Genomic DNA, 22,164 nt, shown 5'->3' with positions numbered 1-22,164 from the left:
GTCATTGCGCTCGGAGTTGCCTTGTGGGTATTGCCTGAACCATCAGCTCAGACCACTGGTTCCAACCTGTCAACCGGCGAGGCGCGCCATGGATGAACATATGGACGTTGCCCCATCCGCCTCGGATTCGGTACTCGACCACGTGCCGATGCGCAATGAGGACGGCGATATCAGGCACGAATTCGTCGAAGAAATTGCCCGTTCGATCGAGGCTGGCGACAGCGCTGCGCTGCGTGCCTGTGTCGCCGAGCTGCACGAGGCCGATCTCGGCGATCTGATCGGCGCCCTGGAGCCCGACGACCGCGTCCGCCTGGTCGAGCTGACGGGGCGCGACTTCGACTTCTCGGCCCTGAACGAGGTCGACGAGGCCGTCCGCGAGGAGATCCTCGAGGAGCTGCCGCCGGAGACGGTCGCCGAGGGCGTTCGCGAGCTCGAATCCGACGATGCGGTCGAACTGCTGGAAACCCTCGACCAGGCCGAACAGGAGGAGATCCTCGAAAAGCTGCCGCTCAAGGAGCGCGTCGCGCTCGAGCGCAGCCTGCTCTATCCGGAGAACTCCGCCGGCCGCCGGATGCAGACCGAATTCATCGCCGTGCCCCAGGATTTCACCGTGGGCCAGGCGATCGACTACATGCGCGAGACGCCGGACCTGCCCGACCGCTTCTACGAGATCTACGTCATCGACAAGGACCAGCACTGGCTGGGCGCGGTGCCGCTCGACGTGCTCTTGCGCACGCGGCGTCCGGTGGCGCTGACCGAGCTGACCGACGAAGACCGCCGCCGCGTCTCCGTCCTGGAGGACCAGGAAGAGGTGGCGCGCATGTTCGGCAAGTACAATCTCGTCGCCGCGCCCGTGCTCGACACCCAGGACCGCCTGGTCGGCGTCATCACCGTCGACGACGTCGTCGACGTCATCGAGGAGGAGGCGGACGAGGACCTCAAGGCGCTCGGCGGCGTCACCAGTGACGAAGAGCTGTCGGACACCTTCCTGACGATTGCGCGCGGCCGCTTCAACTGGCTGCTGGTGAATCTCGCCACCGCTTTTCTGGCGTCCTCCGTGCTCGGCCTGTTCGAGGGGCAGCTGGAGAAGATGGTGGCGCTCGCGGTGCTGGCGCCGATCGTGGCGAGCCAGGGCGGCAATGCCGCGACCCAGACCATGACGGTGGCGGTGCGCGCGCTAGCCACCCGCGAGCTCGGCTCTTCCAACGCCTGGCGCGTGGTGCTGCGCGAGACGCTGGTCGGCCTCGTCAACGGCCTCGCCTTCGCCGTGATCACGGGTATTGCCGCGGTCGCCTGGTTCAAGATCCCGGGCCTCGGCATCGTCATCGGGCTCGCCATCATCTGCAACCTCGTCGCCGGCGCGCTCGGCGGCATCCTGATCCCGATGGCGCTGGATCACGTGCGGGCCGACCCGGCGGTGGCCTCCGGCACCTTCGTCACCACCGTGACCGACGTGGTCGGCTTCTTCTCCTTCCTCGGCATTGCGACCCTGTGGTTTGGGCTGAAGTAGGGAGATTGCTGCGCGCTCTCGTGTCCCCGGCGCGCTGCGGCGCGTCCGGGGCACCAGACCTCGCATCTTTAATCTGAACTTAAGCGACCTGCCGCATCATCGCCTGTGCTTTGGGGAATGCGCATGCGGTTGCGGCTGAAGGCGGACGGACGGATCGTCGAATTGCGGGATGGGCAGGAATTTCCGGTCCAGCCTGCGCCCAATGCCGCGCCGAGTGATACCGGCCCGCTCGCGGTGCGCGATTTGCGCCGCCGCGCCTGCCTGACCCAGATGGAGTTCGCCGCCAAGCTCGGCGTCCCCGTCGAGACGATCCGGAACTGGGAGCAGGGCAAGCGCGCTCCGCGCGGGCCCGCCCGCGCGCTGCTCGCGGTGATCGCACATGCGCCGGATACCGTGTTCCAGGCGCTCGCCAAGGTCTGACGCACACCTCTCGTTAGTCTTGCACTGAATATTCGGCCCGGCCGTTGCGGCATCCGTTGGCAGCATCATGGGCCGGGTCCATAATGAGATTTCTTGCCGCAACAGAGAGGATTCCTCATGCTGTTCGTCGAGGCCAACGGCGCAAGAATCCCGGCGATCGGGCTCGGGACCTGGGAGCTGAGCGGAAAGCCTGCCGCGCGCGTGGTCCAGCAGGCGCTGCGGCTCGGTTACCGTCACATCGATACCGCGCAGGTCTACGACAATGAGCGCGAGGTCGGCGACGGCTTGCGCGCCTCCGGCGTGCGCCGCGACGACGTCTTCCTGACGACCAAGGTCTGGACCAACCATTTCGCGCCCCACGATCTCGAACGCTCGGTCAAGGAGAGCCTCGCCCGGTTGCGACTTCCCTCTGTTGATCTGTTGCTGCTGCACTGGCCCAATCCCCACGTGCCGCTGGCGGAGACGCTCGGCGCGCTGTCGCATGCCAGGCAAATGGGACTGACCCGCCACATCGGCGTATCCAATTTCACGGTGGCGCTGATCGAGCAGGCGGTCGCGCTGTCAGCGGAGCCGCTCGTCTGCAACCAGGTCGAATACCATCCTTACCTCGACCAGGCGAAGGTAAGGGCGGCCTGCGACCAGCACGGCCTCGCGCTGGTCGCCTACAGCCCGATCGCCAAGGGTCGCATCAAGTCCGACCAGACGCTCGCGGAGATCGGCCGAGCCCATCGCAAGACGCCGGCGCAGGTGTGCCTGCGCTGGCTGGTGCAGCAAAATGTCGCTGCGATCCCGCGCACCTCACGCGTCGAGCGCCTGTCGGAAAACATCGATATCTTCGATTTTGAGCTGTCGGAGGATGAGATGGGCCGGATTGCCTCGCTCGCCAACGCGAAAGGCCGCCTGACCGACTTTGGCTTCGCGCCGAAATGGGATTGAGGGGAACTTCCACTATGCTAGGACCGCGGCGGCAACTCAAGATCGGTCGATGGAACTGCGGAAGACCATACGGACGGACATTGCGGCGTCGGCGATCGCGCATCTGATGCTGGTGGGGCTGATCATCCTGATCAGCGAAGTCCATCCGTTCCATGCCGCGCCGCCCGAGACTGTGACGGTGGACATCGTCACGCCGGAGCAGGTGAAGCAGGAAGAAGCCAAAGCGGACGAGAAGGCCGAGGAGAAGGAGAAGCCGCCGGAGCCGCTCCCCGATCTCAAGCTGCCGAAGCTGGATGTCACCGACAAGGCAGACACAGCCTCGAAGCCCTCAGCCAAGCAGGAGGCCGCTGCACCATCGCCATCACCGCAGGCCTCGCCTGAGCCACAGCAGAAGCAGCCGCAATCCTCACAGACGTCGAAGCAGCGCGAGGCCAATGTGCAACCTCAGCCGCAGCAACCGCCGCCTCAGCAGCTGCAGTCCCAACCGCCACAGGCGATGCAGCAGCCTCAGGCCGCGCCGCCGCCGGCCTATCTGCCTCCGGAGCCGGACGTCACCGTCAAATACGGCGTCATGCTGGGCCTGCCGCCTGAACTGCCGCCGGAGCTGCCGAAAGAAGCCCCCAAGGACGATGGCGGCGACGCCAAGGATTCGATCGGAGCCAAGCTGCCGCCCGAAGTCATTGCCGAGCTTCGCCGCCATTTGCGGAGCTGCGCCAAGCTGCCGGCCGGGGTCGCGCCGACCGACAACGTTCATGTCAAGCTGCGCACGGTGTTCGCCACCGACGGCACGCTGGCCCGCGAGCCGATCCTGCTCGAAGCTCCGCCGTCCGTGAAGGGCGTGGCTATCGTCAAGTCCGCAATGAGCGCGCTGCAGAACTGCCAGCCTTACAAGATGCTGCCGGCCAATTTGTACGGGGAATGGAAGGTGTTGGATTTGCCGTTCAGCCCGAAGGATTTCGGGAGCTAACTCCCGGGAAGCCACTCATTAATCCGGACGTCGCTTCGCTGATCACGGGCTACGGGATCCGGCTGTGTCGCCGGCTGTCAAGCCGCCGCAGCGGAAATATTCCGCTTTACCGAAATTCGGATTTGTCGTATGTGTCGCCCATCCCGGCTCATCCTTGAGGGGCGATCGTGTGGTCGTCATGTTCGCGAGCCGGGCTTGCGGTGGACGCGGCAGCGTCGTGCACGAGAGGTGAAGGGCGGGGCGGATTGCTCTCCGTGAGCCCGGAACGGCGTGCGGACGAGCGGCGCTGACAGGTTCGTCCCGGCGGTCTTCGATGGCAACGTGCACAACGTCGTCGGAGCCGGTGGGGTCAAGCGAGCCGCGCGTACGGCAAAACCGTGTGGTCCTGGCCGTCGTTGCTACGGTCAAGCTCTTGCGGATGCGGCAGTTGCGTCAACCGGCGCGGCGCCGGTGAATTTCGCTGGGGCGAGGGAGGCCAGAAGGAACTCGGCTCTCGGGAGAGCACGGTATAAGCCGTCCGACCATCGCGCAGGGAAGGCCGAGTGATCGGCACCACCTGTATGCTGCTGTGCGGTTTTCTGCGTGCACCTTTTGCGCAGCGGACCGCGGGTGCCTGTCGGCACCCGGTCTTCCCTGTGCCCTCTTGGCTCGACAGGGTGAGCGACGAAGCAAAGCTCGGGCGAATTCAGCCGCGAGAACGCGAAGGCGTGTCTGCGAGTTGAAATGCGGACGCAGAGCAGCACGTGTCTCAATGACCGCGCTTCCGCAACTCCTCACCATTCACCACCTCCGGCGCCATCGCGGCCCATGCACTGGACGCGAACTGCCGTCGCCAGGTCACGACCACCACCGCCGCTGTGGTCACGAACAGCACCCAGAGGCTGACGAACCAGCCGAGATAGCCGAGCGCGAAGAAGAAGGCGCGCTGGCCGCGGTTGAAATGGCGGCCGGCGGATTCGAACAGGCGCGAGGTGCGAATGACATGAGCTTCGGCCTCCGGCGTATCGCGCCGGTCAGCCGGCGGCATGCCGCCGAACAGGATCGCGACGTAGTTGAACAGGCGATAGGCCCAGGCGAATTTGAAGAAGGCGTAGACGCAGATCAGCACGAGGCCGACGCATTTCAGCTCCCACATCGCGGGCGAGGTGCTGAGGTCAACCGGCAGCTTGCTCAGAATCGTGATGGCGTCGTTGGTGGCGTGCAGCAGCGCCAGCGCGCCGCCGAGCGCGAACAGGCTGGTGGAAGCGAAGAAGGCGGTGCCGCTCTGCAGCGAGGCCATGATCTGCATGTCGACCATGCGTGTCTCGCGGTGGAGCATCCGGCGCACCCAGACCTCCCGATAGCGGTTCATGCGCGCCGATAGGCTGTCGCGGCCATAGGTCGAATGTTCCAGCGTCAGCGCGTAGACCAGCCATTCGATGATGAAGAAGCCGACGGCGGTAATGTCGACCCAGTGCCTGCTCATGTCTGTCTCGTGTCCGTCTCTTGGCGCGGATCGCAACGATTGCCACGCATGACGGGGCGCAGCAACGATTGATTGGCAGCAGGCGATGGCGTTAAAAGCGGCTCGCTTCAAGGCGTCTCGGGAAGGATTGATGACATGGCTGCGCTGAAACTCGCGATCGGCAACAAGAACTACTCGTCATGGTCGATGCGGCCCTGGCTCGCGCTGCGCGCCAACGACATCCCGTTCGTGGAGACGCTCATCCCGCTCTACACCGACAATCCAGCGGACAAGGAGCAGATCCTGTCCTTCAGTCGCGCCGGCAAGGTGCCGGTGCTGGTCGACGGCGACATCACGGTGTGGGATTCGCTTGCCATCATCGAATACATCGCCGAGCGCTACCCGGAGGTGAAGCTGTGGCCCGACGATGCCGCGGTCCGCGCGCATGCGCGTTCGGTGTGCGCCGAAATGCATTCCGGCTTCATGGCGTTGCGCAATGAATGCGGCATGAACCTGCATCGACCGGTCCGCCCCGTGGCGCTGTCGGCGGACGCCAAGGCCAACATCGCGCGCATCGAGGCGATCTGGCGCGAGTGCCGCGCCCGCTATGGCGCGAAGGGACCGTTCCTGTTCGGCCGCTTCGGCGCGGCGGACGCCATGTATGCCCCGGTCGTGCACCGCTTTCGTACCTACGCGATCGAGGTGACGCCGGACACCAAAGCCTACATGGAGACGATGATGGCGCTGCCGGCATTCCAGGAATGGACGCGCGACGGGCTTGCCGAAACGCTTGTCATCGCGAAGTTCGAGGACGCCTGACCGCAGGTTTGACGGGGCCGGCCGACCGCGCGCCGGCTGGCGGCCCCCAGGCCGGCAATGAGCGAGGGGCGGTGGGATCGGAGGCTGCGACACCGGCCTGCGACATGTCGGCGGAGCGAGCCGCTCCAATGGTATCATCGGCCCGCCGATTGTCCCGCTATCATTCTGAAATGACTGAAAAATTCGAACACTTGCCATGCTGCCATGGCGCTGGCCAAAACAGCGCGGCGCGTGCTATATAACCGCCCGGGTTTCCGGCCGGCCATCGCAGTGGGACACTGGGCGAGGCAGGCGCTGTTTGAGTAATGGAGAGGGTGTTGAAGCACAAATTTCCCGTGGGATCGCGCGTCCTGTTCACGGCCAGCAACGTTGCGCGTCCCGCTGCCAGCGGCTCGTACGAAGTCATCCGCCTGCTGCCGACCGACGGCGACGACTGCCAGTACCGGATCAAGAGCTCGACCGAAGCCTTCGAGCGCGTCGCCAAGGAAAGCCAGCTCGCGCTCTCCTGAAGGCTGACCGCACCCGCGCATTGGCGCCATCAGTGATTTGTGTCCCGCGCCGTCAAAAGGCCCGCTTCACCTTCACAAGGTGGGCCGGGGCAGTTGCCGACCCGCGGTGCTCGCTTGACCATTCGCTCTTTGCTCGCGTGAGGGGACGTCGCGCATGAACTGGGCATGGGCCACTTCGCTCGACCAAATCTGGCACTCGCCGGCCTTCCCGATGTGGATGACGCTGGTGGCCGCCGGATTCTTCGGATTGATCCTCCTGGTCACGCTGCAGCGGGCCGACAGATCGGTTGCCAACGGTGCGCTGACCGTCGTTACGCTGCTATCCATCGCGATCGCGGGGGCAGCCACCGTGCGCGTCTATGGAGCGGACGGGCAGGCCGCCCCGGCCGAAGCGCGCGTGCAGGCTACGGTTGCTGCGAGCCTGCCGGCGCTGGCCTGTCTCGACGATCTCGCGGGCGATGCCGTCGCCGCTGGCTGCGAGAAGGCGCTGTTCGGCGCGCCTGATGCCGCGGCTGCCGCAGTGTCCTACACCGCCGCCAGGATCGACCGGCTGACCGCGCTCGGCGACGTCGCCACGGCCGAGAAGAGCCTGACACTCGAGATGAAGGTGCTGCGCAAGTCGCTGGAGCGTGATCGCTACGGCCTTGTCGCGCATGTGCTGATCGTGCGCGACGGCTGCACGCAGTTCGATTGCGCCGCGTTCCGCTCGCTGACCGACCAGCAGCAGGTCGCCGCCAACATGGGCTCCCATCTCTACGACACGCTGGTCGCGCGCTATGCGCCGACCTGGAACACGCCCGCAACAGCGCCGGCGATGCCGGCCACCGCCGCGCTTGCCGGGCTGCCGCCGTCGATGCCGACGGGCAGGCCGACCAATGCGGAGTTCCCGAGCGCTTCGTCGACGCCGCCGGTGAGCATCATGAGTCCGGAGCCGTCCACTGCGGCGCGCCAGGCGGCGCCGGCAGCCAACGCAGCGCCGCGCGCACCGGCCGCAGCCTCGGCGCAGGCTGCCGCACCCGCCCCCAAGAAACCGCCGGCGCCGAAGGCCGCGCGTGCGCCGGCTGCCGCCCCGGTTCCGCTGGCGCCGCCGGCCTCGGCGGCGGCTCCGGCAGCTGCGGATAACGAGTAGATCGTCGTTCCCAATGCGTGGCTGCGCGGCTAAAGCTTGGGCATGCCACTCCATCTGATCAAGCTCGCCGTCGGCTGCGACTCCGTCAAGGAATTGAAGGAGTGGGTCGCCGAACGGATGCAGACCGCCAAGAGAAAGGGTCTGCCGCAACGTCACATCCACATCACCCGCATGGTGCCCAAGCGTGATGCCGAAATCCTTGCCGGCGGTTCTCTCTATTGGGTGATCAAGGGCGAGATTGCCGCGCGCGAAAAGATCATCGGCATCGAGCCGTTCCGCGACAAGGACGGCATCGGCCGCTGCCGGATCGTGATGCAGCCGAAGGTGATCCCGGTCTCGCCGCGGCCGATGCGCCCGTTCCAGGGCTGGCGCTATCTCACCGACGATTCCGTGCCGGCCGATCTCGGCAAGTCCGCAGCCGGCTCGATCGCGGCGATGCCGGAGCCGATGCGGCGCGAGCTGCGTGATCTCGGGCTGCTATGAGCATGATCCGGAAAAGTGTGCAGCGGTTTTCCGGAAAGATCATGCTCAAACAATAACCTGGAGCGCGATGGCGTCGTCGCGCTTTAGACCGCGATATTATCGATCAGCCGGGTGGTGCCGAGCTTGGCTGCGACCAGGATGCGCAGGGGCCCGTCCTTGCGCGAGGTGACCGGCGCCAGCGTCTCGGCATGGCGGACCTCGTAATAGTCGAGCGCCAGGCCGGCCGCCTTGATCATCTCGGCGCCGCCCGCCATCGCCGGTGCGATCGAATCGCCGGCCCGGATGCGCCCGGCGCTCTCCTTCATAGCGCGGTAGAGGACGCTGGCGGTCTGCCGCTCCTCGGGTGAGAGGTAGACGTTGCGCGAGGACATCGCGAGCCCGTCGCGCTCGCGCACGGTGCGGGAGCCGAGGACCTTGACGCCGAGGTCGAGGTCGCGCGCCATCTGCGTCACCACTCGCAATTGCTGAAAATCCTTTTCGCCGAATATCGCAAAATCCGGCCGGCACTGCGTGAACAGCTTGCCGACGACGGTGGCGACGCCGCCGAAGAAGTGCGGGCGAAAGCGGTCCTCGAGGCCGGCCAGCGCCGGTCCTTCCGGCACGATGCGGGTGGCAAAGCCCTCCGGATACATGGCCTCGACGCCCGGATGCCAGACGATGTCGACATCCTCGGCCGCGAGCTTGGCGATGTCGGCCTTCCAGGTGCGCGGATAGGCGCCAAAATCCTCGGTCGGGGCAAATTGAGTCGGATTGACGAAGATCGACACCACGACGCGGCTGGCGCGCCGCCTGGCGAGGCGAACCAGCGACACATGACCGTCATGGAGGGCCCCCATGGTCGGGACCAGCGCGATGGTGGCCTTTCGCTTGCGGAGATTGTCGACGGCGCGTCGCAGGGCGGGGACCGTGCGGGCGATCAATGGGCTTGCTGACATCAGGACTCGACGGATTGGGAATCGGCGCAGGTGCGGGCGCCCGGCCGACTAACCATAACAAGTGGCGATCGTGGACGCCATGCACCCGAATGCGGCACAGCATCCCGCGCAAGGTGGCACAGCACGTCGCGACATTGCAGGCAGGATCACAGACGAAGGACGGCGCCGCGATTGATGGCGACGCAGGGCACGCCGCGATTTGCGTGACCTGTCACGCATTTCACTTGACCGCAGGCGCGGTCAACTCGAAGATATTCGCCAGGGGCGTTGAGGATCACCATGCTTGTGCAGGCTAGCCAAGGCCAATCCGGCTCGGCGCATGTGGTCGTGCTCGGCAACGAGAAGGGCGGCTCCGGCAAATCGACCACCGCCTTGCACATCGCCGTCGCGCTCCTGAAGGCCGGCCAGCGCGTCGCCACGATCGATCTTGACTGCCGCCAGCAGAGCTTCACCCACTATATCGACAACCGAGCCGCCTGGGCCCGCCGTACCAAGCGCGATCTCGAGCTGCCGGTGCATCGCTGCATCAAGCTCGGCGAGACCATGCAGATCGCCGAGAACGAGAATTCCGAGTTCCAGCAGTTCATGGAAGCGGTCTCGGCGGTCGAGAGCAGCTTCGATTTCATCGTCGTCGATACGCCCGGCACTGACAGCTATCTGATGCCGCTCGCGCATTCGATGGCCGACACCCTGGTGACGCCGATCAACGACAGCTTCCTCGATTTCGACGTGCTCGGGACCGTCGATCCCGCCAACTACGCGGTGACGGGCGAGAGTCACTATGCCGAGATGGTGCGCGACGTCAGGCGCAAGCGCCGCCAGCTCGACGGCGCAACCACCGATTGGATCGTCGTGCGCAATCGCCTGTCCATGCTCGGCTCCCGCAACAAGCAGCTGGTCGCCGAGGGCCTGAAGGATTTGTCGCTGCGGCTTGGCTTCCGCTATGTCGACGGCTTCGCCGAACGCGTCGTCTACCGCGAATTCTTCCCGCGTGGCCTGACCGCCCTCGACGAGATCGACGAGGCCACGCTCGGCATGCGGCCCAATCTCGGCCATCTTACCGCGCGGGAGGAGGTGACGAGCCTGCTCCGCCAGCTCAAGCTGCCGCTCGACGAGCGCGGTCGCCGCCGCGCCGCCAACCGGGCCGAATGGTTCAATCAGGTCGACAAGCCGCTCGAGGTCCACGACATCCTGGGCGTCTAAGGCGGCGGTAAATTGCTACTTTCGCCGATCCGAGCGGCCGGTCCCTGTGGGAACCGAGGCTGTGCTCGCCGCGTTTTTACTCCGTTACGTTTTTTACCCGGTATTGACCGCGAAATTGAACCCAATCGAGACCGGTCGCGTAGGATGGTAAGCAGCACCTGACGTAGTGGTAAGAGAATGGGGCGCACAGAAAACGTGTGCGACGCACAATGGAAGGGCGGCGATTTCACAATATTTAGCCTTCCTGTCACGCTGCTGTGACATATATTAGCGAAAGGCGACAAGGGGCCGAAGAGCCCCGGAAGAACACGATTTTCAACAGGGATTCAGGCCGCTAGGCCTGAGGCTGAGGACGAAAATGAAGCGTGGAATTGCCGTTCTGGTTTCAGTCAGTGCCCTCTGCGGCATCGCCTATTTCACGGCGAGCAAGTGGGCAATCAAGCACGAGACCATCACCTTCTACGACGCGTCGCGCGACAATCGTCCGGTGCCCGTCTACGTCGCGGTGCGCCGCGACAAGGAAATGCAGGCCAATGCCGGCATGATCACGCTGCCGGTTGCCGTGATCAATCACGGCAATACCGTCAAGAACACCGAGTACGGCTTCCTCGCCAACATCTTCGCTGCGCGCGGCTACATGGTCTTAAGCCCGCAGCATGACCTGCCCACCGATCCTCCGATGGTGACCAAGCCCGGCGAGCTCTATGTCGGCCGGCTGCCGCAGATCCTGCGCGGCGTCGCCAACATTCATCTCGCCGTGCAGGAGATGAAGAAGGTTCAGCCCAACGCTGACTACGAGAAGGTGACGATGGTCGGCCACTCCATGGGCGGCGACATCACGATGTACTTCGCCAAGCACTATCCGGATGAGGTCAAGAAGGTCGTCACGCTCGACAATCTGCGCGTGCCCTTCGTCACCGCCGGCAAGTTCAAGATCCTGTCGTTCCGCTCCCAGGATCCGCAGTTCAAGACCGATGCAGGCGTGCTTCCGACCGACGAGGAATGCGAGAAGGCGGGTATTCAGGTCGTGAAGACCGAATTCCAGCATAACGACATGCGCGACACCGGTCCGGATGCGGCCAAGAGCTCGATCCAGACCATGCTCGATAAGTTCCTGAGCGCGACGGACAGCGACGTGGCGCCGGTCGATACGCGATCCTCCCCGCCCAAGATCCTCGAGCCAGGTCCGGTTGCCCTGATGGCACCCGCCAAGAGCTGACGTACAAGAGCTCACGTCACCACTCGATTGCACCGATCGTCAAAGCCTCCGCCGGCGCCGCCCGCGGAGGCTTTGCGCATTGACCGGGCCGCATGCGCTGACCACATTAGCTGCTCACGCAAGGTGCAAGCAGCGATGTCGGGCGAACCCATCAAACCGCGCGGTCGCGATGCCGTCTCGGCGCAAGCCGACGGCGCGCTCCCGCAAGCGGGGACCTCCACCTCGGAAGACATCGCCGCCTTCGTCGCCAAGGCGCGGGCTCTGTCACCGCATGCACCGGGCGCGAAGGGGCGGCTGATCTTCGCCCTCGATGCGACGATGAGCCGGCAGCCGACCTGGGACATGGCCTGCGCACTCCAGGCCGACATGTTTCGCGAGACCGCGGCGTTCGGCAGTCTCGACATCCGGCTGGTCTACTATCGCGGCCTTAACGAGTGCCGTGCCACGGGATGGATCTCCGACAGCGCCAAGTTGGCGGCGCTGATGAGCAAGATCGATTGCCGCGGCGGCGATACCCAGATCGGCAAGGTGCTGAGCGAGGCCCGGCGCGAGGCGGTCGCATCCGGCGTGCGGGCCGTGGTCTTCGTCGGTGATGCCATGGAGGAAAGGATCGACGAGCTCTGCGCCAAGGCCGGCGAGCTCGGTATGCTCAAGGTGCCCGTGTTCGTGTTTCAGGAAGGCCGTGACGCCGTCGCCGAGCAGGCCTTCCGCCAGATCGCGCACCTGACCGGTGGCGCCTGGTGCCGGTTTGATCCCGGCGCGGCGGCGCAGCTGCGCGAGCTGTTGCGGGCGGCTGCGGCCTATGCAGCCGGCGGACGCGAAGCGTTGCTGAAACTGGCGAAGACCGCGAGCGGAGCGGCGAATCTGATCGGCCAGATGAAGTAGCGGTCAGGCCGGCGCGGCTCGCGGCGGCGGTAGATGCGATGCATTTTGCCGCAAGGGTGACTATATTCCGGCCATGACCCTGATTGCCGGCGCTGTCGCCGTTATCACGCTTTATCTGCTGCTTCAGATGTTTCGCGCCGCTAATCCGGCGGCGCTGGCGCGCACGATCAAGCTCGGGGGCGGCGTGCTGGCGCTGGCGGTCGCGGCCTTCACGGGTTTGCGGGGCGAGCTGGCGGTTGCGATCCCGCTCGGAATCTTCGGCGCCGGGCTGCTCGGCTGGACGCCACTGGCGAATGCCGGATTCGGCAATATCGGCGGTCTGTTCGGTGGCGGTGCGGCGCCGGCGCAAGGGCAGGCTTCACGCGTGCGCTCGCAATTCCTCGACATGCGGCTCGACCACGATTCGGGGCAGCTTGCAGGCCAGATCGTCGCGGGACCTCACGCCGGGCGCAATCTCGACGAGTTCGATCTCGCCAGCCTGCTGGCGATGGTCCCGACGTTCGACGCCGAGAGCGTGGCCTTACTTGAAAGCTATCTGGACCGCCGGTTTCCCGCTTGGCGTCAGAACGCGCAGGGCGATGCGGCAGGGCGGCAGCGCCGCACGGCGGCGAGCGGCAAAATGACGGCGGAGGAAGCCTATCAGATCCTTGGCTTGCAGCCGGGGGCGGGACGCGACGACATCAGCCGGGCCCACAAGTCCCTGATGAAGAAACTCCATCCCGACCAGGGGGGCTCGACGTATCTCGCTGCCCGGGTAAACGAGGCCAAGGATACTCTGCTTCGCACGCATAACGGCTAACTCCGGCACTACGCTACAAACGCCCGTACCGCGTGAGCTCCGCTTGCTCCGTCTGCCGTCGCCCCGATGCCCGCCATTGTCGGCGTGGTCGATCCCTTGAGCAAAGTTTTAACCGTAAATCCTTGACGAGAGGTTGTCGCGGAACAGCCTTGGCATGATCAGCCCCGGGATCGCCGCATCCCCAAAACGAAAATGCCCGCGCAAGGCGCGGGCATTTGGTCCGGAACGGAAAAGAGAGATCAGTTGCGGACGGTGATGCAGGAGATCTCGGCGCGCTTCAAGGTGCGGCAGACGGCTTCGGCCTGGTCGCGCTCGAGGCCGGCGAAGCGGGCGCGGTAGAGCTTGCGATTGTCCTTGGCGACGACAGGCTCGGTGAACGGATCGGCCTTGCTGAGCAGGCCGCGGGCCGAGCTGCGGGCAGCGTCGATCCGCTGCTGGGCTTCATTCTCGCTCTCGAGCGCGCCGACCTGGACAATCCAGCCGCTGTGAGTGACGGCCGGCTTGGTGGTGCTGCTCATCTGGATCGGCTGGGGCGCCGCGTCGGCGGACGCGAGCTTGGGACCGGCGGGGCCGGGCGCAGCGGCGGTTGCCGCCGGCAGCACCCCGAGGATGCCGTTGCCGGTGCCGAAGCCGGCCGGCTGCCGCGGCAGTTCGGTGCGGGCAATCTCGGCCTTCGGTGCTTCCGGCTGGCTGACCGCCTCGGGCCTGTTGATGAGGTCCGCCCGGGCGACGACGGCGCCGGAGGTTTCCGCGACATCGGAACGGGGCGGGATTGTGTTGGTGACCGGCGGCGCGACGTGAGCCGGGGCCGCGGAGGCGACCTTCACGGCGCCGGCCTTGACCTGAACCGTCTTGACCCGAACCGGCTTCATCGGCTCGGACGAGCCCGGGATGATGGAGAGCGGCTGGCTCGAGATCACACCGTTGGTGAGCGGCGCGGGCTCGGTCCTGGATTCCGTCGGCCGAACCTCGGGCTTGCTGGCTTCGGGTTTGATCGGGGCCGGCGGCACCGCGGCCGTCGCGGCAGCCAGCGTCGAGAGACGGGCGGCAAAGCGCGACGGGGCAGACTCGGGAGCAGGAGTGGCGGCCTGGACCTGCGCCGCGGGACGGGCCGGCGGAGTTTCCGAGGCGGCAGCAACATCGGTGGCGGCGTCAGCGCCATTACGCTCGGTGACCGCGGCAACCGTGTGCACGGTCGCACCCTTCTCGAGATTCTCCGCGAGCAGGTTGCGCATGATGGCGTCGCGCGAGCCTCCGCTGCGGCCGCCCAGCACCACGCCGATCAGGTGGCGGTTGCCGCGGCGCATCGAGGTGACGAGGTTGAAGCCGGAGGCGCGGGTGTAGCCGGTCTTGATGCCGTCCACGCCCTCGACGCTGCCGAGCAGGTGGTTGTGGTTGCGGATCGACTGTCCCCGCCAATTGAACGTCGAGGTCGCGAAATAGCGATAGTAGCGCGGGAAGCGCTCCTGGATGGCGCGACCGAGCGTGGCCTGGTCGCGCGCGGTCGTGACCTGCTCGTCGTTGGGAAGGCCATTGGCGTTGCGGTAGACCGTTCTGGACATGCCGAGCGAGCGCGCCTTGCGCGTCATCATCTGGGCGAAATCGTTCTCGCTACCGGCGATTGCTTCGGCGATCACCACGGCTGCGTCGTTGGCCGAGCGGGTGACGAGGCCCTTGATCGCGTCTTCGACCCGAATTGTCTGGCCGGCACGCAGATTCAGCTTGGTCGGATCCTGATCGGCGGCGTGCTGGGACACCGGCATCTCGGTGTCGAGTCTCATCTTCCCGGATTCGAGGCGCTCGAACAGCAGATAGAGCGTCATGATCTTCGTCAGCGAGGCCGGATGGCGGATACCGTCAGGGCTTGTCGCCTGGAGCACCGCGCCGGAATTACCGTCGACGATGATGGACGCGAACTTCGGACTGGAGCTCTCGGACACATCGCGCTGGACGCGGTGATGGGCATGGTGGCGGCGATGGCGCCGCGCCTCCGCTGCATCGGCGGTGATTATGACTGCGATGGTGACCGTAAGAAGCCCCAGAACGCCAACCCGCGCCAAGCGCGAGGAAGACAAGTTTTTACGAAGCATGGAACCCCGTCCCCGTTTCTGACTTGATCACCGGCCCGTGAGGCGAAATTGTGCCCAATGGTCCCGGGATCATTACCTGCTCAGGCTGTCCCTCCACTGGTGTTCGCCACGGGGGACGTTGGACCCGAGCCGCTGTTCTGGCTAAGGTGATGTTCTCAAACGGCTTTGGCCGCCTGTGGAAGTGAACACGTCCAGGGAATCAAGGTAGGGGCCTGCGGTTTCCAAAAGCTTAAGAAACCCTTGCGGGAAATCCCGGGAATTTCGGCGATTTGCGTCGAATTTTGTGCGACGCACAAGATTCTTGACTATTTTGTGCGTTGCACTATTTTTGGGCGAAGTCAGGGAGCCGGGGCTTCCCGACGCGAGCCAGGGAAAAGGATTCCGACATGTTCAAGGTTGAAGACTTTCAGAACTACGGGAAAGAGCAGTTCGAGCAGTGCGTTGCCTCCGCGACTTCGGTGCAGCACGGCCTCCAGGCGATCGCCAGCGCCTATGGCGACTATACGAAGAAGTCGTTCGAAGACACCAAGTCCTTCGTCGAGAAGCTTTCCGGCGTGAAGTCGCTGGACAAGGCTATGGAAGCGCAGACCGATTTTGCCCGTTCCACCTACGAGACCTTCGTTGCGGAATCGCAGAAGATCGCCGGCCTCTACAGCGACCTCGCCAAGCAGGCTTTCAAGCCGGTCGAGACCATCGTGTCGAAGTTCACCCCGGCCGCGAACTGACCCGCTCAACACGCTCCTGGAATCAAAAGCCCGGCCGGATTGGCCGGGCTTTTCGTTTGCGGGTTGCGGACTTGAGTTACTGCGCGACGCGCAGCTTGCTCAGCGCGGTTCCGATCGTATTGAAAATAGTCGCGATCTCGGTCGAGCTCTTGATCTCGTAGAACTTGTCCGGGCTGCTCGCGCAATATTTGAGGATGGCTGAACTCGGGTCGCCGCTGGTGTTCACCTGGATCGTGTAGATCGTGTACATCGATACGCCGTTGGAGTCCTTGGCGTTGTGCAGGTTGTCGCACAGCAGTTGCTGCCGGGCGTCAATCGAACCGGGGAATGTGCTGTTGCCGTAGGTCGTGGTCTGACTGCTGCCGTTGCCATATGCCGGCCAGCGGTCCTCGGTATTGAGTCCGTCGGACAACAGGATGATCACCCGATTGTAGGTGGTGTTGACGGTTCCACCCTCTGCGGGCGCATTCAGGGGATCGCCCTGCAGCAGAGATTGCCAGGCCCAAGCCAGACCGACCGCCTGATTTGTGCCGCCGGTGGGCTGCATGGCGTTGACCGCCGACTTCAGGGTACTCCAATTGTACGTGAGCGGAATGATCGGCTCGAGCTGAGGCGATGAGCTGTCACTGCAATAAGCGGTGCTGTTCTCGAAATATTGGTTGGCCGGGAACAGCGTCGCGGTGTTGGAGGACGAAGGGGGCGTACCGGTTGCGTCGTTGGGTTGGGTGCGATCAGTGATACAGCCCGTCCATGTGTTGATCGGGTTGGTGGATGCCTGCTGCCAATTGTTCTGGACGGTAGGGGTCGAGTTGGTGGCAGTCCATTTGTTGTTGGTGAAGCCGACGACGGCGCTCACTCGCGGTTGGTCCAGATTGTGGGTGAGGTCGTTGGGCCCGGGCTGTGTCCAGTCGTGGGTGTAGAGCTTGCCGGTGCACGACTTGCTGTTGCCGCTGCCGGAACAACTGCAACCGGAGACACTGTTGTTGTAGGCGTCGACGGGGCAGTTGCAGCTTGGGCTGCCCGAGCAGAACGTTCCATTGCCCGCAGATTTGCTCTCCCAGCAGCCATTGTACATCGTGTGGGAATTTGCGTCGACGCTCGGGCAGATGTACCCGCTCGAGGGAACGACATTGACGCCGTTGACCGTGTATTTCGAGCTGTTGTTCGCTGATCCGCTCGTGCAGTAAAAGCCGCCGCTGCCGTTTGACCAGGGGCATCGCGCGCCTGGTCCCACCGCATGCCAATTCATTGGAAGATTCGCCTGGTAATTCCCGAGCACGTTCGCCGGCTGTGCGGTAGGCGGATTGAGCCAGTCCGTCCAGTCGATCCAGCTCTGGCCGTACTTGCTTGCTCCGACATTGACCGTCTTGGCAAAGGGAACGAGTGAAATGTAGACGTCGCCATCGTTCTTGCTGAGCTTGCTGAGCTGGTCGATCAGGCCACCGGTTCCGGCCACCGCATTTCTCAGTGCCGTCATCTTCCCGTTCTGGGCCATCGACCCCGTGTTGTCGAGCGCGAGCGCCACGCGCATCTTTGCGTTGCCCCAGGTCGCGGTCGAAGTGGTGTTGAAGCCGAGCGTCGGATAGCCGACGATTTGCATGAACATGGAATCGATGTTGCTGGAGCCTTGCAGAAGGATCTTCGCCGCCGAATTTGTGGTCGCCGCAGTGTAGGTCGCCGATAGCTGAACCCGTGTCTTTGCCGCCGTATCGGCCGCTTCGCTATTGGTGAAGAGGCCCTTGAAATAGTCTGCGGCCTTCTGACTGATCTGGGACTGGGAGATGGTACCGGCTGTCAGGTCCCTGGACAGCATCAGTGCGGTCGAATCCAGGGCAGCCTGCATTGACGACCGCGCGCGGGTGGCCCGGCTATAATCGATCGCGGCGCCGACGAAGGTCAGCACCGGGACCAGCGCGATGGCGAAGATCATGGCGATATTGCCTTGCTCGGCCGCTGCAAAGCGGGCGAGTTGTCGACCAAGGCGGCTGAGGAGGGGCAGGCGAGACATGGCTATCCACGAAATCCGGGTTTTGCCTGATTTCGGGGCACGCCATTGAACGGCAGGTAAATTAAACCGTAGAAAGCCGGAGCCATGCGCGAAAAACCGTCGCAGGCGGGTCAATGGCCGGGTTCCTGGTCAACATGTTCTAAACATGCCGAGCGGAAATTTTTGTCAAATCGGTCCGGATTGATTAACCTGACAAGGATCGCCCGGACCGGGAATCGGGACTGCCGCGGCCGCATCGGCCTGATCTCCGTATGCTTGCGGCCAGCCTTGGGCAGGCCCATATTGCTGGCGAACGGTCCGGCTCGAGCCGGATGTGTCGGGAGCGGCGATCCAACGAGGCGGCGCGCCTGCGCCAGGCTCCGAAGGGCGGAGTCGCGCGGGGACCGCCATGCGCTTCCGTGGGGAATTTGAACGCCTGTGCCATGCCGCAATTGACTTCCAGTATCGACCTGTCCGCGCCAGCCGCCGCCGACGCTCCTCGCATGAGCAATGACGAGAACCGTTCGGGCAGCCCCTCGGGTCCGAACACTTCGGTCATCACCAAGGTCAAGCCCAAGACCAAACGGCCGAACCTTTATCGCGTGCTGATCCTGAACGACGACTACACTCCGATGGAGTTCGTCGTCCACGTGCTGGAGAAGTTCTTCAACAAGGACGTCGAGGCGGCCACCAAGATCATGCTGCACGTCCATCATCATGGCATCGGCGAGTGCGGCGTGTTCACCTACGAGATCGCCGAGACCAAGGTGACGCAGGTGATGGATTTTGCCCGCAAGCACCAGCATCCGCTGCAATGCGTGATGGAAAAGAAGTAAGACGCCTTGCGGCGCGTTTGAAGCGGGCTCTCGTTTAAGGCGCGGCGTGATTGTTGCAGTGACGGCTGCGCGCGATGCCGCCGGCAAAACTACGGAATTCTGCGCCGGCGCCGATCCCGCCCAAATCGGAACGGGTCTTGCATCGAAAAATACCGCAGGTGTGTCGCCGCCGAGTCGCGGAACCGGTCTTTCGCCGCGATCTTGTATAACTATATGTGACAAAGGTTGTTGTTGCCTGACCGGGCGATGGCGATCATGATGGTGGGGGCCATAGAGGACGCGAATGCCGACTTTTTCCCAAAGCCTTGAACAATCCCTGCATCGTGCGCTGGCGATCGCAAACGAGCGTCATCACCAATACGCAACGCTCGAGCATCTTTTGCTCTCACTGATCGACGATTCCGATGCAGCCGCCGTCATGCGCGCCTGTAGCGTCGATCTCGACAAGCTCCGCACGAGCCTCGTCAACTACCTTGAAACCGAATTCGAGAACCTGGTGACGGATGGCGCCGACGACGCCAAGCCCACCGCCGGTTTCCAGCGCGTGATCCAGCGCGCGGTGATCCACGTGCAATCCTCCGGTCGTGAAGAGGTGACCGGCGCCAATGTGCTGATCGCGATCTTTGCCGAGCGCGAGAGTCATGCCGCGTATTTCCTGCAGGAGCAGGACATGACGCGCTATGACGCGGTCAACTATATCAGCCACGGCATCGCCAAGCGCCCGGGTGTGTCCGAGGCGCGCCCCGTGCGCGGCGTCGACGAGGAGACGGAGGCCAAGGGCAACGAGGACGCCAAGAAGAAGGGCGAGGCGCTCGAGACCTATTGCGTCAACCTCAACAAGAAGGCGCGCGACGGCAAGATCGATCCGGTGATCGGACGCAATTCCGAGATCAACCGCGCGATTCAGGTGCTGTGCCGGCGGCAGAAGAACAACCCGCTGTTCGTGGGCGAGGCCGGCGTCGGCAAGACCGCGATTGCGGAGGGCCTTGCCAAGCGCATCGTCGATAGCGAGGTGCCGGAGGTTCTGGCGGCCGCGACCGTGTTCTCGCTGGACATGGGCACGCTGCTTGCCGGCACGCGCTATCGCGGCGACTTCGAGGAGCGCCTGAAGCAGGTGCTGAAGGAGCTCGAGGCGCATCCCAACGCCATCCTGTTCATCGACGAGATCCACACCGTCATCGGTGCGGGCGCCACGTCGGGCGGGGCGATGGATGCTTCGAACCTGCTCAAGCCGGCGCTGGCGTCGGGCACCATCCGCTGCATGGGCTCGACCACCTACAAGGAATATCGCCAGCACTTTGAGAAGGACCGCGCGCTGGTGCGGCGGTTCCAGAAGATCGACATCAACGAGCCGACGGTCGAGGATGCGATCGCGATCCTCAAGGGCCTCAAGCCGTATTTCGAGGACTACCACCGGCTGAAGTACACCAACGAGGCGATCGAGGCCGCTGTTCAGCTCTCCTCGCGCTACATCCACGACCGCAAGCTGCCCGACAAGGCGATCGACGTGATCGACGAGTCCGGCGCGGCGCAGATGCTGGTTGCCGAGAACAAGCGCAAGAAGACCATCGGCATCAAGGAGATCGAGACCACGATCGCCTCGATGGCGCGGATTCCGCCGAAGAGCGTGTCGAAGGACGATGCCGAGGTGCTCAAGCATCTCGAGCAGACCCTGAAGCGCACCGTGTTCGGCCAGGACAAGGCGATCGAGTCGCTCGCCGCCTCGATCAAGCTGGCGCGCGCCGGCCTGCGCGAGCCGGAGAAGCCGATCGGCTGCTACCTGTTCTCAGGGCCCACCGGCGTCGGCAAGACGGAAGTGGCAAAACAGCTCGCGGCGACGCTCGGCGTCGAGCTGCTGCGCTTCGACATGTCGGAGTATATGGAGCGGCACACCGTGTCCCGCCTGATCGGCGCGCCTCCCGGCTATGTCGGTTTCGACCAGGGCGGCCTGCTGACCGACGGCGTCGACCAGCATCCGCATTGCGTGGTGCTGCTCGATGAGATCGAGAAGGCGCATCCCGACCTCTATAACGTGCTACTCCAGATCATGGATCACGGCCGGCTCACCGATCACAATGGCAAGCAGGTCAACTTCCGCAACGTGATCCTGATCATGACCACGAATGCCGGTGCGGCGGACCTCGCCAAGCAGGCGTTCGGCTTCACGCGCTCGAAGCGGGAAGGCGACGACCACGAGGCGATCAACCGGCAGTTCGCGCCGGAATTCCGCAACCGCCTCGATGCCATTGTCTCGTTCGGCCATCTCAGCGTCGAGGTGATCGGCACCGTGGTCGAGAAGTTCGTGCTTCAGCTCGAGGCGCAGCTCGGCGACCGCGACGTCACCATCGAGCTGTCTGAGCCTGCCAAGACCTGGCTGGTCCAGCACGGCTATGACGAGCAGATGGGCGCGCGTCCGATGGCCCGCGTGATCCAGGAGCACATCAAGAAGCCGCTGGCCGACGAGGTGCTGTTCGGCAAGCTGAAGGGCGGTGGTCACGTTCGCGTTGTTCTCGTCAAGGACGAGGCCGACGAGACCAAGGAGAAGATCGGCTTCGAGTTCGTCGAGGGGCCGGTCACGCCGAAGCAGGAGAAGCTGCCCGGTGCCCGCAAGCGTCCGCCGGGCAAGTCGAAGCCGGGCGGTCCCGGCGGCTCGAAGGGACCGACCTCCAAGGGCCCCCTGGTCAAGGCGTGATCCGCACGCCATGAAATTGAAAAGGCCGGCTGCAAAGCCGGCCTTTTTTATGTGGACGCCGAACCAGCGGCATTACGTTCCAGCCTCCGGCGCGCGTGGCGGCCGCGGCTTTCTCGGAGTGCGCGGTGCGGCGTGCGGGGCTGACGGCTGCATCGTCACGATCACTGGATTCGGCTTGTGATCGGTGGCCGCCCCCGTTGCGGCATCGACGCCCATGCCAATGAGGCCGCCGGCCAGGAGATTGCCGGCGAACCCGGCGGCGCCGGTACCCGACACTTCCTTGGTGAGCTGCACCGTCTGGGATTGGTAGCCCTCCTTCTCGAAGGTGATCGTGATGTCCGCGCTACGCTTGGCGACGACGGCGCAAGGCGTGGTGCAGGTGGTGGGCACTTCGAGCCCGGAGACCACGGCTTCCACGCCTGACGGTGTCGATGAGATGCTGATATTCTCGGTCGTGCCGCGCGTGACCGACGCGCAGCCGCCCAGCATGACGCTGAGCGCCATAATTCCAAATGAACGCATGAAATGCCCCTTGTCCCGGCGCCAATGAAGCGCAACCGAAGCGCGAGTGCAATA

The 22,164-nt window shown here is 64.4% G+C and carries 20 protein-coding genes; 15 read left to right on the top strand and 5 right to left on the bottom strand.

Annotation, left to right across the window (positions count from 1 at the left end):
• Positions 1 to 88 precede the first annotated feature (88 nt).
• The 4 genes from mgtE to ABIG06_RS34435 all read left to right on the top strand — a co-directional run bounded on the left by mgtE (position 89) and on the right by ABIG06_RS34435 (position 3,833).
• Positions 89 to 1,510: a magnesium transporter gene (gene mgtE, locus ABIG06_RS34450; RefSeq protein WP_370140216.1), complete on the top strand. Its 1,422-nt coding sequence runs from the start codon at positions 89 to 91 to the stop codon at positions 1,508 to 1,510.
• A 117-nt stretch (positions 1,511 to 1,627) separates the two neighbouring features.
• Positions 1,628 to 1,930: a helix-turn-helix domain-containing protein gene (locus ABIG06_RS34445; RefSeq protein WP_124157882.1), complete on the top strand. Its 303-nt coding sequence runs from the start codon at positions 1,628 to 1,630 to the stop codon at positions 1,928 to 1,930.
• Positions 1,931 to 2,047: 117 nt separating this feature from the next.
• A complete protein-coding gene (locus ABIG06_RS34440; RefSeq protein WP_124157883.1) occupies positions 2,048 to 2,866 on the top strand; it encodes an aldo/keto reductase in 819 nt (272 codons plus the stop codon).
• Positions 2,867 to 2,915: 49 nt separating this feature from the next.
• Complete coding sequence (locus ABIG06_RS34435) at positions 2,916 to 3,833, top strand: hypothetical protein (RefSeq protein WP_124157884.1); 918 nt, start codon at positions 2,916 to 2,918, stop codon at positions 3,831 to 3,833.
• Positions 3,834 to 4,581: 748 nt separating this feature from the next.
• Here the strand turns inward: ABIG06_RS34435 and ABIG06_RS34430 are convergent.
• Positions 4,582 to 5,298, bottom strand: a complete 717-nt coding sequence (locus ABIG06_RS34430; RefSeq protein WP_124157886.1) for a DUF599 domain-containing protein — start codon at positions 5,296 to 5,298, stop codon at positions 4,582 to 4,584.
• Positions 5,299 to 5,433: 135 nt separating this feature from the next.
• Between ABIG06_RS34430 and ABIG06_RS34425 the strand changes: the two genes are divergently transcribed.
• From ABIG06_RS34425 to ABIG06_RS34410, 4 genes are all read left to right on the top strand, one after another.
• Entirely contained in the window at positions 5,434 to 6,096 is a 663-nt protein-coding gene (locus tag ABIG06_RS34425; protein ID WP_370140215.1) for a glutathione S-transferase family protein, read from the top strand.
• A 305-nt stretch (positions 6,097 to 6,401) separates the two neighbouring features.
• Complete coding sequence (locus ABIG06_RS34420) at positions 6,402 to 6,605, top strand: hypothetical protein (protein ID WP_085966667.1); 204 nt, start codon at positions 6,402 to 6,404, stop codon at positions 6,603 to 6,605.
• Positions 6,606 to 6,759: 154 nt separating this feature from the next.
• Positions 6,760 to 7,734 carry a hypothetical protein gene (locus ABIG06_RS34415; RefSeq protein WP_124157888.1) on the top strand — a complete coding sequence of 325 codons (975 nt, stop codon included), beginning with the start codon at positions 6,760 to 6,762 and terminating at the stop codon, positions 7,732 to 7,734.
• A gap of 42 nt (positions 7,735 to 7,776) precedes the next feature.
• The gene (locus ABIG06_RS34410; protein WP_124157889.1) at positions 7,777 to 8,217 is read left to right on the top strand and encodes a DUF1489 family protein; all 441 of its coding nucleotides are present in this window, start codon (positions 7,777 to 7,779) and stop codon (positions 8,215 to 8,217) included.
• An 83-nt stretch (positions 8,218 to 8,300) separates the two neighbouring features.
• Here ABIG06_RS34410 and panC read toward each other — a convergent pair whose 3' ends face one another.
• On the bottom strand, positions 8,301 to 9,152 hold the full coding sequence (gene panC, locus ABIG06_RS34405; RefSeq protein ID WP_124157890.1) for a pantoate--beta-alanine ligase: 852 nt from the start codon (positions 9,150 to 9,152) through the stop codon (positions 8,301 to 8,303).
• Between the two features lie 279 nt (positions 9,153 to 9,431).
• Between panC and ABIG06_RS34400 the strand changes: the two genes are divergently transcribed.
• From ABIG06_RS34400 to ABIG06_RS34385, 4 genes are all read left to right on the top strand, one after another.
• On the top strand, positions 9,432 to 10,355 hold the full coding sequence (locus ABIG06_RS34400; protein WP_370140214.1) for a division plane positioning ATPase MipZ: 924 nt from the start codon (positions 9,432 to 9,434) through the stop codon (positions 10,353 to 10,355).
• Positions 10,356 to 10,713: 358 nt separating this feature from the next.
• Positions 10,714 to 11,574: an alpha/beta fold hydrolase gene (locus tag ABIG06_RS34395; RefSeq protein ID WP_124157893.1), complete on the top strand. Its 861-nt coding sequence runs from the start codon at positions 10,714 to 10,716 to the stop codon at positions 11,572 to 11,574.
• Between the two features lie 135 nt (positions 11,575 to 11,709).
• Entirely contained in the window at positions 11,710 to 12,459 is a 750-nt protein-coding gene (locus ABIG06_RS34390; protein WP_370140213.1) for a VWA domain-containing protein, read from the top strand.
• A 73-nt stretch (positions 12,460 to 12,532) separates the two neighbouring features.
• Entirely contained in the window at positions 12,533 to 13,258 is a 726-nt protein-coding gene (locus tag ABIG06_RS34385) for a DnaJ domain-containing protein (protein WP_370140212.1), read from the top strand.
• A gap of 239 nt (positions 13,259 to 13,497) precedes the next feature.
• Here the strand turns inward: ABIG06_RS34385 and ABIG06_RS34380 are convergent, their stop codons facing one another.
• On the bottom strand, positions 13,498 to 15,348 hold the full coding sequence (locus tag ABIG06_RS34380; RefSeq protein ID WP_370140211.1) for a serine hydrolase: 1,851 nt from the start codon (positions 15,346 to 15,348) through the stop codon (positions 13,498 to 13,500).
• 386 nt (positions 15,349 to 15,734) lie between these two features.
• Between ABIG06_RS34380 and ABIG06_RS34375 the strand changes: the two genes are divergently transcribed.
• Positions 15,735 to 16,073, top strand: coding sequence for a phasin family protein (locus ABIG06_RS34375; RefSeq protein ID WP_124157897.1), 339 nt, complete (start codon positions 15,735 to 15,737; stop codon positions 16,071 to 16,073).
• Between the two features lie 76 nt (positions 16,074 to 16,149).
• Here ABIG06_RS34375 and ABIG06_RS34370 read toward each other — a convergent pair whose 3' ends face one another.
• Positions 16,150 to 18,195 (bottom strand): TadE/TadG family type IV pilus assembly protein, encoded by a 2,046-nt coding sequence (locus tag ABIG06_RS34370; RefSeq protein ID WP_370140210.1) that lies wholly within the window; start codon positions 18,193 to 18,195, stop codon positions 16,150 to 16,152.
• Between the two features lie 368 nt (positions 18,196 to 18,563).
• On the opposite strand from ABIG06_RS34370, the gene clpS reads away from it, so the two are divergent.
• The gene (gene clpS, locus ABIG06_RS34365) at positions 18,564 to 18,896 is read left to right on the top strand and encodes an ATP-dependent Clp protease adapter ClpS (RefSeq protein WP_028135886.1); all 333 of its coding nucleotides are present in this window, start codon (positions 18,564 to 18,566) and stop codon (positions 18,894 to 18,896) included.
• Between the two features lie 283 nt (positions 18,897 to 19,179).
• Positions 19,180 to 21,588, top strand: coding sequence for an ATP-dependent Clp protease ATP-binding subunit ClpA (clpA, locus tag ABIG06_RS34360; protein ID WP_124157900.1), 2,409 nt, complete (start codon positions 19,180 to 19,182; stop codon positions 21,586 to 21,588).
• 72 nt (positions 21,589 to 21,660) lie between these two features.
• Here the strand turns inward: clpA and ABIG06_RS34355 are convergent, their stop codons facing one another.
• Positions 21,661 to 22,110, bottom strand: coding sequence for a PEGA domain-containing protein (locus ABIG06_RS34355; protein WP_124157901.1), 450 nt, complete (start codon positions 22,108 to 22,110; stop codon positions 21,661 to 21,663).
• Positions 22,111 to 22,164 lie beyond the last annotated feature (54 nt).

The organism is Bradyrhizobium sp. USDA 326 (assembly GCF_049739485.1).
Taxonomy (GTDB): Bacteria; Pseudomonadota; Alphaproteobacteria; order Rhizobiales; family Xanthobacteraceae; genus Bradyrhizobium.
The sequence above is the reverse complement of the archived record's forward strand: the minus strand, read 5'-3'. Positions and strand labels throughout refer to the sequence as shown.